The organism is Nibrella saemangeumensis (assembly GCF_039541915.1).
Taxonomy (GTDB): Bacteria; Bacteroidota; Bacteroidia; order Cytophagales; family Spirosomataceae; genus Nibrella; species Nibrella saemangeumensis.
On the sequence record NZ_BAABHD010000082.1, the window covers coordinates 185,817 to 196,830 of the forward strand.

At 54.7% G+C, this 11,014-nt stretch carries 8 protein-coding genes; 3 read left to right on the plus strand and 5 right to left on the minus strand.

What is annotated here, in order from left to right:
- Positions 1–2: 2 nt before the first annotated feature.
- The 3 genes from ABD949_RS25875 to ABD949_RS25885 all read right to left on the minus strand — a co-directional run bounded on the left by ABD949_RS25875 (position 3) and on the right by ABD949_RS25885 (position 5,161).
- The gene (locus ABD949_RS25875; RefSeq protein ID WP_345248511.1) at positions 3–2,690 is read right to left on the minus strand and encodes a DNA gyrase/topoisomerase IV subunit A; all 2,688 of its coding nucleotides are present in this window, start codon (positions 2,688–2,690) and stop codon (positions 3–5) included.
- A 149-nt stretch (positions 2,691–2,839) separates the two neighbouring features.
- A complete protein-coding gene (locus ABD949_RS25880; protein ID WP_345248513.1) occupies positions 2,840–3,475 on the minus strand; it encodes an NUDIX hydrolase in 636 nt (211 codons plus the stop codon).
- A gap of 102 nt (positions 3,476–3,577) precedes the next feature.
- Entirely contained in the window at positions 3,578–5,161 is a 1,584-nt protein-coding gene (locus ABD949_RS25885) for an NAD(P)/FAD-dependent oxidoreductase (protein WP_345248515.1), read from the minus strand.
- Positions 5,162–5,390: 229 nt separating this feature from the next.
- Here ABD949_RS25885 and ABD949_RS25890 point away from each other — a divergent pair, with 229 nt between their 5' ends.
- Positions 5,391–6,590, plus strand: coding sequence for an acyl-CoA dehydrogenase family protein (locus ABD949_RS25890; RefSeq protein ID WP_345248517.1), 1,200 nt, complete (start codon positions 5,391–5,393; stop codon positions 6,588–6,590).
- 18 nt (positions 6,591–6,608) lie between these two features.
- On the opposite strand, the gene ABD949_RS25895 is transcribed toward ABD949_RS25890, so the two are convergent.
- Together ABD949_RS25895 and ABD949_RS25900 are read right to left on the minus strand one after the other, a co-directional pair.
- On the minus strand, positions 6,609–8,093 hold the full coding sequence (locus tag ABD949_RS25895; RefSeq protein WP_345248645.1) for a helix-turn-helix domain-containing protein: 1,485 nt from the start codon (positions 8,091–8,093) through the stop codon (positions 6,609–6,611).
- A gap of 204 nt (positions 8,094–8,297) precedes the next feature.
- Positions 8,298–8,894 (minus strand): hypothetical protein, encoded by a 597-nt coding sequence (locus ABD949_RS25900; RefSeq protein WP_345248519.1) that lies wholly within the window; start codon positions 8,892–8,894, stop codon positions 8,298–8,300.
- Between the two features lie 255 nt (positions 8,895–9,149).
- On the opposite strand from ABD949_RS25900, the gene ABD949_RS25905 reads away from it, so the two are divergent.
- Both ABD949_RS25905 and ABD949_RS25910 read left to right on the plus strand, forming a co-directional pair.
- On the plus strand, positions 9,150–10,217 hold the full coding sequence (locus tag ABD949_RS25905; RefSeq protein ID WP_345248521.1) for a sensor histidine kinase: 1,068 nt from the start codon (positions 9,150–9,152) through the stop codon (positions 10,215–10,217).
- Positions 10,198–10,962 (plus strand): LytR/AlgR family response regulator transcription factor, encoded by a 765-nt coding sequence (locus tag ABD949_RS25910; RefSeq protein ID WP_345248523.1) that lies wholly within the window; start codon positions 10,198–10,200, stop codon positions 10,960–10,962. Before ABD949_RS25905 ends, ABD949_RS25910 begins: the two co-directional genes overlap by 20 nt.
- Positions 10,963–11,014 lie beyond the last annotated feature (52 nt).

Consider the following 11,014-nt stretch of genomic DNA (forward strand, 5'->3'; position numbering starts at 1 on the left):
AATTAAGAAAACAAACCTAATTGTACCGGCTCACTCGCTGCCGCAACATCGGTTGCCGCAACATCGATTGCCGATACTTCTTCGGCGGGGTCAGCCAGGACCGGTATGGCGGGAGCTTTCCCCTTGGTACCGGACTGGCCTTCCAAAGCCGGTTTTCCTTCTATAACGCGCGGAGCCAGCAATTTGACATCCTTTATTTTGGCGTACGGTAATTTAGTCCCCAGGGCTTTCCAGCCGCGTACATCAATAAAGCCTTCCGGCTCCAGCACCATCTTCTCCACCGGGCCGCGGTCTTTAAGCTGGTACGTCAACTCAATTCGTGGGTGCCGTTCGCTGGTGACCGCCCCTAGTCGGGAGCCTTTGACGTCGCCGATGTAGCTGAACTTCTTATCGATTGTCGTCGTCTCTACCTTAAAACGCTTCACATACCAGGCTTTCTGGTTCGCTTCGTAATAGACCGCCGACAGCACCCGCTCCGGATCGAATTTTTCCAGCACAGCAATGTCGTGCGGCTCATAACGGTTAGTCAGGTCGAAGCTGGTCAGCTCATAGGTGCCGTCTTTGTAGGCCACCAGAATGCTGTCTTTGGCTTCAAAGTTGCCCAGCAGGCGGCCCCGCTCGTCGCGGTTCAGGCGACCCAGGTGATCGTCGTACCAGATATCTACCCCGCCGAGGGTGGATACCCCACCACTTTTCTGCACGATCTTCCGAATTGGGTACCGGGTCAGGATGTTCCCCTGCGCCGACCGGTTCTTGACGCCCAGCGTGGCAAAGTCAAAGTCGAACTGCTTGACCTTGGCCGAACTCTGCGCCGTCAGGTTAACTGTGATCACCTCCGCTTCACCGTTGTCGTTGGCCGTAAAGTACAGTGCCTTCGACTTCGGGTTGCCCATCGTCAGGTCATACTCGCGGTCGCGGGTTACGGCCGTAATCGGGAAACGTTTGGCCATCGATATACCCGACTTACCGTCGAGGTAGATCAGGTTGTAAATCTTCCGCTCGTCATTCTTTTTAAAGACAGAGACGTAGATAATATCCTTACCGACGAAGACTTTATCCGCAATTTTTGTGACGAGGCACTTGCCGTCGCGCCGGAACACGATGATATCATCAATGTCGGAGCAGTCCATCACGTACTCGTCTTTCTTCAGGCCGGAGCCGATGAAGCCGCCTTCGCGGTCGACGTACAGCTTCTGGTTGGCGGCTGCCACCACATTGGCGGCTATGGTGTTGAACGCCCGGATCTCGGTTTTGCGGTCGCGGCCTTTGCCGTATTTCTTGTGGAGGTCTTTATAATACTGAATGGAGTACCGGATGATGTTGGCCAGGTTATCCTCGGTTTCGGTGAGTTCCTGCTCCAGCCTCCGCATCAGTTCGTCGGCCTTGAAGGCGTCGTACTTCGAAATCCGCTTGATCTTGATCTCGGTCAGCCGGATGATATCGTCTTCCGTAATCTCGCGGTAAAACTCTTTTTTGTACGGTTTGAGCGCCTTGTCGATGGTTTCGATCACCGCTTCGAACGTTTCGCACTCCTCAATTTTGCGGTAAATGCGCTTTTCAATGAAGATCTTCTCCAGCGAACTGTACAGCAGTTTCTCCATCAGCTCGTGCTTCCGGATCTCCAGTTCGCGCTGCAACAGGTGAACCGTCTGGTGCGTATTGAGCTTCAGGATATCCAGGACCGTGACAAAGTGCGGCTTGTCGGCGATAATCACGCAGGCATTCGGCGAAATGGATACCTCGCACTCGGTAAAGGCGTACAGCGCGTCGATAGTAATATCGGGCGACACACCGGGAGCGAGGTGAACGTGGATCTCCACGTCTTTTGACGTCAGGTCCTCCACCTTTTTGATTTTGATCTTCCCGTCGTCGTTGGCCTTGATGATCGAATCCTTCACCGACGTGGTCGTGGTGCCGAACGGAATTTCGCGGATGATGAGGGTCTTCTTATCCAGCTCCTCGATCCTGGCGCGAACCCGTACTTTGCCACCCCGCAGCCCATCGTTGTAATTGCTGACGTCGATCTGACCACCGGTCGGGAAGTCGGGATAGAGCACCACCGGCTTATCCTTGAGAATCTGGATGGAAGCCTCGATGAGTTCGTTGAAGTTATGCGGCAGAATTTTGGTCGACAGGCCAACCGCGATACCTTCAACGCCCAGCGCCAGCAGCAAGGGGAATTTAACGGGTAAAGCCACGGGTTCTCTCTTGCGGCCGTCGTAGGAAAGCTGCCACTCGGTCGTGTCGTTGTTGTAAACGACTTCGTTGGCAAACTTCGAGAGCCGTACCTCAATGTACCGGGGAGCGGCCGCACCGTCGCCGGTGCGAATATCACCCCAGTTGCCCTGGGTATCGAAGAGAATGTTTTTCTGACCGATGGTGACCAGGGCTTCGTTGATCGATGCATCGCCATGCGGGTGGTACTGCATGGTCTGACCGATCACGTTGGCCACCTTGTTAAAACGCCCGTCGTCCATCTCCTTCAGGGCGTGCAGAATCCGGCGTTGCACCGGCTTTAGCCCGTCCTCAACGGCCGGTACGGCGCGTTCCAGGATTACGTACGAGGCATAGTCCAAAAACCAGTTTTCGTAAAGGCCCGACACGACAGTTTGGACGTGTAGGGTTTCTTCTTTCTTCGTATTTGTTGTTTTGGATTCGGTAGGTTCCTGATGTTCCTGTTCGTTCATCATGAAGCGTTACGATTGAAAAATGTGGGACAGGTGGGGTCTTACAGAGCATGTCTGATGCGAGAGCCAGACCTGTCTATGACTCCTTAAATATACAAAAAAATCCGATAAAAACCGCGTTTCGCGGCAAAAATGGCGGATTCTGACGAAAATCAGACAATATGATCAATAACCATCAGCAGTTCGCTGATCATCATGGCCGTGGCTCCCCAGACGCGGAACTCCTGAATCTGGTAGAACGGCGCGTCAATGGTGGTACCCCGCACTTCGATCTCGTTAATTCCGATAATGCTCTCGTCCATCAGCGTATGTAACTCCACCTCTACCACCCGGTCTACCTCGCGGGGATCGGGGTAAAAGTCGGGGCGGTAGGGGAGTATGCCCACCACCGGCAGCACAAAGAAATTGCTGGGCGGAATATAGAGTTCCGTCAGCGTACCCAGCACCCGCACGTCCGTCACCCGAATGCCAATTTCCTCCTGCGCTTCCCGAAGGGCCGTCTGAATCAGGCTACGGTCGGTGCGCTCCATGCGGCCACCCGGAAATGCCATCTGCCCGGCATGAACGCCGTCGTAAATCGGCCGTAGGATCAGCGGCATGTAGATCGAGCCCTGGTACGGGTAAAAGACAATAAGTATCGCACTTTTCCGGGTACGCTCGTTGGGTTTCAGCATTTGCCGCATCCGCGATGCCGACGCCATCTTCCGATGGGCAGCCTCCCCCGGCAGCGGCTCCTGCAGGTTCCTATGAAGGGCTTCGGTAAAAGTTGTAAATGACGTTTGCAGCATTCAGATTAAAGAGTTCCAGGTTCCACGTTTCAAATTTCAAGTTAAAAGCAATCTACACACTGCAACATGGAACCTGAGACATGGAACCTGAAACAAGTAAACTTACTTGTAAATAGCAACTAACAGTTCCGCGCATCGCTCGCCGTCCATGGCGGCCGATACGATACCTCCGGCGTATCCGGCTCCTTCGCCACAGGGAAACAGCCGGCGTACCTGCACGTGCTCGCAGGTGTCCGGTTGGCGCGGTATCCGGACCGGCGAGGAGGTGCGACTCTCGGCACCAATGATCTGCCCTTCGTTGGACAGGTAGCCGCGCATCTTCTTGCCAAAGTCGCGCAGCCCCTGCCGGAGCGGCTGGGCAATGTGATCGGGCAGCACGTCTGCCATATCCACCGACGCCAGACCGGGTTGGTAGGAGGTGGGCAACAAGTTAGGCGAAACGCGGCCGTTTACAAAATCGGCTACGCGTTGGGCCGGTGCGGTCTGGGACGGTTGGCCGTTGCCGCTACCGGCCAGCCGGCAGGCCCGCTGTTCCAGAGCCTGCTGCATCACCAGTCCCGCCAGCGGTCCGTGTTGCCGGTACGGCTTCAGGTCGGCTTCGGTGATGGTGACCACCAGGCCGGAGTTGGCAAACCGGGAGTCCCGCCGGGAGGGCGACATGCCGTTGACGACCAGTTCGCCCGGTGCCGTTGCCGCCGGGACAATAAACCCCCCGGGGCACATGCAGAACGAAAAGACCCCGCGCTCTACTCCGCCATGTCGGGTCTGCGTCACCAGGCTGTACGAAGCCGCCGGCAGGTAATCACCCCGGTTGGGCCGGTGGTACTGCAACTGGTCGATCAGCGCCTGCTGGTGCTCGATGCGCACGCCCATGGCAAAGGACTTGGCTTCGATGGCAATGTTGTTATCCCGCAGCAGGTAAAAGATGTCGCGGGCCGAATGGCCGGTGGCCAGGATTACCCCCAGGCCGGTAATTTCGTCGCCATTGGCCGTGACAACACCTTTCATCTCGCCGTTCTCCACAATCAGCCCCGTAACTTTGGTATCGAACCGAACCTCACCACCTGCATTCAAAATACTTTGGCGGAGGTCGGCCACTACATACGGCAGTTTGTTGGTGCCGATATGCGGGTGGGCGTCGACCAGAATCTGGTCAGTAGCGCCGTGGGCGACCAGAATTTCCAGGATACGCCGGACGTTACCGCGCTTGGTCGAGCGCGTGTATAATTTACCGTCGGAGTACGTACCGGCACCACCTTCGCCGAAGCAGTAGTTGGACTCCGGGTTAACGATATGGTCTTTGTTGATGGCGGCCAGGTCGCGTCGGCGGGCGCGGACATCACTGCCCCGATCCAGCACGATGGGTTTAACGCCCAGTTCTATTAACCGCAAAGCCGCAAACAATCCGGCCGGACCGGCACCAACTACAATGGCCTGCGGAGCCCGACTGACGTCCGGGTATTCCCTGCGGAATTCGAGAACGGGTGGTGGCGTTTCGCCGACGATTACTTCGGCATCGACGTGAACCCGTACCTGACGCCCACGGGCGTCGATGGACTGCCGGCGCTTGCGGACAAGAGGGGCCTGGTTATCGGTTATGCGCAGTTGTTCTAAAGCAATGGCCCGGAAGGCCGTTTCGTCCAACGCCTGTTCGGGGCTCAGCGTGAGCGATATCGGATGAATCATACTCGTCTGGTAAGGTAGCTATCCTTACAAAAGGCAAAAAACAATAAATTAAGGGCAAATCTAGCCCTACCTGAAACAACATTCACTTTTTCTTTTGAGTTCTGCTTTATAGAGGCAACAGTAGGCAGTGGGAAGATAGCAGTAGGCAGAAGTGGGGCCACCCCGCTGCTCATTACATCTGCCTACTGCTATCTACCCACTGCCTACTATAAAAACCACCCCATAGCTCATGCAACCAACAACAGCCCGCAACAAAACCGACCTCTTTGAATCGCCCGATTTTTATAACATTGACGACCTGCTGACGCCCGAACACCGGCTGGTGCGGACCTCAATGCGCGACTTTGTGAAGCGGGAAATCACGCCCATCATCGAAGACTATGCCGAGCGGGCCGAGTTTCCGGAATCTATCGTGAAGAAGTTCGCGCAGATTGGCGCGTTCGGCCCGACACTACCCTCCGAATACGGGGGCGGTGGCCTGGATTACATATCGTACGGCCTGATGATGCAGGAGATCGAACGGGGTGACTCGGGTATGCGGTCGACGGTCTCTGTGCAGAGTTCGCTGGTGATGTATCCCATCTTTGCGTTTGGTACCGAAGAGCAAAAGCGCCGGTTTCTGCCCCGGCTGGCCAGTGGGGAACTGCTCGGTTGCTTCGGCCTGACGGAGCCGGGTCATGGTTCAAACCCCGGCGGGATGGAGACAAGCTTCATCGAGCGCAGCGACTATTACCTGCTCAACGGGGCCAAGATGTGGATTACCAATGCCCCGCTGGCCGATCTGGCCATCGTCTGGGCCAAGAACGATCAGGGCGCGATCAAAGGCCTGATTGTCGAACGCGGCATGGAAGGCTTCACGACCCCGGAAATCCACAACAAACTCTCGCTGCGGGCCAGCATCACCGGCGAACTGGTATTTCAGGACGTGAAGGTGCCGAAGGAAAATATGCTGCCCGCTGCCGAAGGGCTGAAAGCGGCCCTGTCCTGCCTGGACCAGGCCCGCTACGGCATTGCCTGGGGAGCCGTGGGGGCGGCCATGGATTGCTACGAAACCGCCCGGCGCTACGCCCTGGAGCGGGTGCAGTTTGGCAAGCCCATAGCCGGCTTTCAGCTCACGCAGAAGAAACTGGCCGAGATGCTCACCGAGATTACCAAAGCTCAACTAATCTGCTGGCGGCTCGGCATGCTGAAAGACCAGGGCGTGGCCTCTTCGGCGCAAATCTCCCTGGCCAAACGCAATAACGTTGAAATGGCCCTGCGCGTAGCCAGAGAATCCCGCCAGATCCTCGGCGGTATGGGCATCACCAGCGATTTTCCCATCATGCGTCACCTGATGAACCTCGAGTCCGTGGTCACCTACGAAGGTACCCACGACATACACCTGCTGATTCTGGGCGCGGAAATCACCGGACTGCCAGCCTTCAAATAAGTCAGGCCATCGGTCTGACTATTTCAACGATTCCATACCCCGCTTCATAGCCTCCAGCTGCCGGCGTTTCTGGAGCACGGTGGGGGCGGCTACGCGCTCGCGGCAGTCGAAGAGGCCGCAGCGCTCGCAGGCTTCGTTGACGATGCGGTGGTTAATGCCATTGGCCGGGTTGTTCAAAAAACGCATCTTGCTCTTTAAGGCGTCGTTGACGGCAAAGCACATGGATACACTCATGTTCTGACCAATCTGCGGCTGGTGGGGGTGAGCGACCGTGATAATCAGGTAGGTCTTGCCGGTATCGGCATACTGGGAGAGTTGCGCCCGGCACAAGGAGCCGTTGAACTCCTTTTGCTGTTGCAGCAGGGCCAGTTCCTGCAGGCTGGTGAGGGCCACCCACCGGCGGCAGTGGTGCTCATCGACCATACCTCTGGGACCCTGTAGCCGGGAGAGGTGCATCTCTTTCGTCAGCCGGAAGATGTTCTGTCCGGCGGTGTTGTTGAACCGGTAGAAGAATAACTGGTCGATGCCAAAATCTCTGGGCAGGATATTGCTGAGCCGGTAGAAAAAACGCTCGGGCGTGGAGTGGAAGTCGGCGATCAGTTGCAGAAAATCGTCGCTGCTCCACGTTTCGCGCTGAAAAAACGCTTCCAGGCGGGAGGCCAGTTGCTCGCGCCGGATCAGGATAGCCCCGGCAAAATACGAGGCTTTGTAGTTGTTCAGGATCTGCTCAAACGACTCGGCCTCTACCCAGGCATACGTACAGGGCCGGACTTTCAAATTGAGGTACTGAAAACCCAGTTCGCGGGCCAGAATGAATGTTTTCTGGTTGGTGGTCAGGTTGGCGTTCAGGTGCAGCACCTGGCTTTCGGGCCGGAACACAGACCGGAGCTGAGCCAGTTCAGGCTGGGTCACCGGGTCAAACTGGTGGATGTCGATATTGTACTGAAGGCGTAGCAGGTTGGTCAGCAGCGACTCGGATACGGGCTGGCCCTGGGGCAGAAACTCGCTCAGGAACTGGCTGGCGGCTGCTTCGATGTCCTCAAAATGGTTGTCGTACATCTCCTGGTATGACCGCAGCATGGTCAGGTACAGCCGCTCTACGCTCATGTTATAGCTCTGGGCGATGTCCATGAACGTCCGGATCATGGCGCTGACCTTATCGGGCGCTTCGGCCAGCAGTTCGAGCAGGTCGGCGGGGTCGATGCCGAACAGTTCGAGTGGTATTTCGGTGAGGAAGTTGGAACGCAGCAGGTCGGAGATGGGCTCCAGCTTTTTGCTCAGTTTAAGCGAAACCAGACTGTCGTAGTCTACCTGCATGGCATTAGCCAGGGCGGCTATTTTGTCGGTTTTGGGGTATTTTCGGCCTTTTTCAATCTCGGTAACGTACGATACAGACATACCCGATGCCTGAGCGAGTTCGCTCACGGATAATCCTTTGTCAAGGCGCAACTGCCGGAGTTTTAGTCCGAACAGCAGACGGATATGGTCGGTGGGAAACGACACGTTCGCAATTTTTATCATAATCTCTCTGTAAAGTAACGAAAAAAGGCTGCGTAGGCGTTCCGGTCTTTCGTCGCTTACAGAGGTAAAAGAAAATTCGCCGGCCGTTTTACCGACTAGAGGTAGCGAATAGTGAAATTGGCAAAAGAAACCCGCCCACCGTTTTACCGGTAGGCGGGTAAGTAATTGTTAGTAGAAAGAATCCAGTCAGTTGATACGTCGGGTCAGCGACCGAATGCCCCAGGCTACCAGAAAAACGGCCATTCCCTTCTCTACCCCGGCACTGTAGGCTCCACGATCCAGGAGCGGTGCTACCGGAGACAACGCCAACCCGCAGAGCAGCGAAACTGGTTCGAGCAGTATAAGGGTCCATCCGACATACCGGGGCAGGCGATTAATTTTTAAGGTGACTACCCCATACCCAATCAGGGCCGAAATCCATAGCAGGGGGCCATAGGGAAAACTAAAGATGGTCAGCAGGGGCTGATCGGTTAGCAGGCCGACATTGCCTAGCCAGACCAAGGCCATACTACCCATCAGGGCGTAAAAGGCGATTTGTTCGGTTAAAAAAGTCGCTGATCGTTGCAGCCGGTGCAGGTAAACAAAGGTTAACGCTGTCAGGGTAAACGGGATCATCCAGTATAAGTCCCGGATGTTGTTCTGCTGCGGATGAATAATCGACTCTATCCCCAGCGCTATCCAGCTGAAGGTCGCTAAAAGACCGGTTCGCCAGCCGGCCAGGGCGCTGGCATACAGAGAGGAGCCGGGCATAACGGCGATTGCGGGCGATAATTGGTTTTCCATGGTTTTCTTCACGTAAGTGTGTTGGTGTGGAACAGAATGGCGTAATCAGGGTGCCTGATGACCTGTCAAAATTGACCGCTCTTGGCTTCATTTGAAATAGACGCCTGTTTAAAGCAGTAAAAAGCCGTTTTTAAGCGTCGATATTTTTCCCGTTCCGCTGTTCAGGCCAGCCGGTTGTTCTGCCTTTTCTGCCAGTAAGCTATATTGGTCCAGTCATTTTGGCTTTGGCGGCCGAACGTAAGTACATTCGTAACTATGCAGAACAACGATTTATCCCGGCTGGAAAGAAAACTGCTGCTGATTGGCATTCTGCTTTTCGTTTGTGCCTGGTATGTGGGTGAGCAGCAATATCGGAAGGGCGTCACGCCAGACGCCTTGTTGGGAATTGGTTCTATACTGGCGCTGGCTTCGGTGCAATGGCTGATAACGCACCGTGTGCTGCTGGTCTTTCGTGATCGCTACCCCCATTACAGCAAGACTTTGCCGAGAATTCTGTTTTCACTGCTGGTGAGCGGCACACTGGGTATGATTACCGGTACCCTCATCAGCGGTATTTCCAAACTCATCGTCACCGGCGCAGCGTTTACCTTTGAGCCGTTTTCCCTGTATTTTAGCTCCAGCTTTTTCTTTAGCGCATTGATTATCGGTGCCCACGAGGTGCTGTATAACTTCTACGAATTACGTCGGCTCGACCAGGAGCGGGAAGCGTTGAAAAAGGCTCATTTGCAAAGTCAGTTTGATTCGCTGAAAACCCAGGTGAATCCCCACTTTTTGTTCAACAGCATCAATACGGTTCTGTCGCTTATTCACACCGCTCCGGCCAAAGCCGAAACGTTTCTGATTGAGTTATCGTCTGTTTACCGGTACCTGCTGCAAACCAGCGAGAATGAGCTGGCTACCTTACAGCAGGAGCTTCAGTTTACGCAATCCTACTTCCACCTGCTAAAGATGCGCTTTGGGGAGGCTATTCGGTTAGACGTCACCATCAACCCGGAATGGATGAATTATTTGCTGCCGTCTCTTACGCTGCAACTGCTGTTGGAAAATGCGGTGAAGCATAACATCGTTTCGTTGAGCAGGCCACTGACGATCTCGCTGCAGACCCAGCAGGACCCGGCCGGTGACAGGGTGTTTCTGCGGGTGCAAAATAACCTGCAACGAAAGCCGCTGGCCGTAGCCTCTTCCAGAATGGGTCTCACTAATATTCTGGCCAAATTCCGGCTACTGAACCAAAATGAGGTGATCATTACCGATCAGGATGGTCACTTTACCGTTATACTGCCCCTTCTAAAAAGCAAACCCTATGAACGTCCTGATCATTGAAGACGAACCGCTGGCCGTTGACCGTCTTCGTCAGTTGCTGGCGCAAATAGATCCCACGCTTCAGATTGCCGGTGTCACAGACAGTGTTGAAGCATCCGTTGCGTGGCTGCGATCGCAACCCAAACCGGACTTTATTTTGATGGACATCGAACTCTCCGATGGACAAAGCTTTAGTATTTTTGAGCAGGTAACGGTGAATAGCCCGGTGATTTTTACCACCTCCTATGACGAGTACGCCATCCGGGCGTTTAAGGTCAACAGCATCGATTACCTGCTTAAGCCCATAAAGATAGAGGACTTACAGGCTGCTCTGGTCAAATTCAGAAATCTGAGCAGCCATTTGCCGCCGGGCCCATCGCTTCGTCTCGAAGAGTTGCTGATCCAGTTACGCCAGCCTGTCAAAGAATACAGGGATCGTTTTTTAGTAAAAGTAGGGCAACGTTTCTTCTCGATTGAGGTAGATGATATCGCTTATTTCTATTACCACGACCGAATTACATTTCTGAAAACCTGGAAAAAGGAAGTGTATTGCCTGGATTACATCCTGGATGAGCTGGAAGGCATGCTTTACCCAAAAGCCTTCTTCCGGGCAAACCGGCAATACCTGCTGCACGTTAAATCGGTTAAAGATATACATACGTATTTCAGCGGCAAGCTGAAATTAACCTTACAACCACCCGCTGAGGAGGAAGTGCTGGTAAGTCGTGAACGGGCAGGTGAGTTTAAAAACTGGATGGGCCGGTAACGGCTCGTCTGCGTTGGTAATGCGGGACGGACGAGGTCTGCGGCTGCGACGC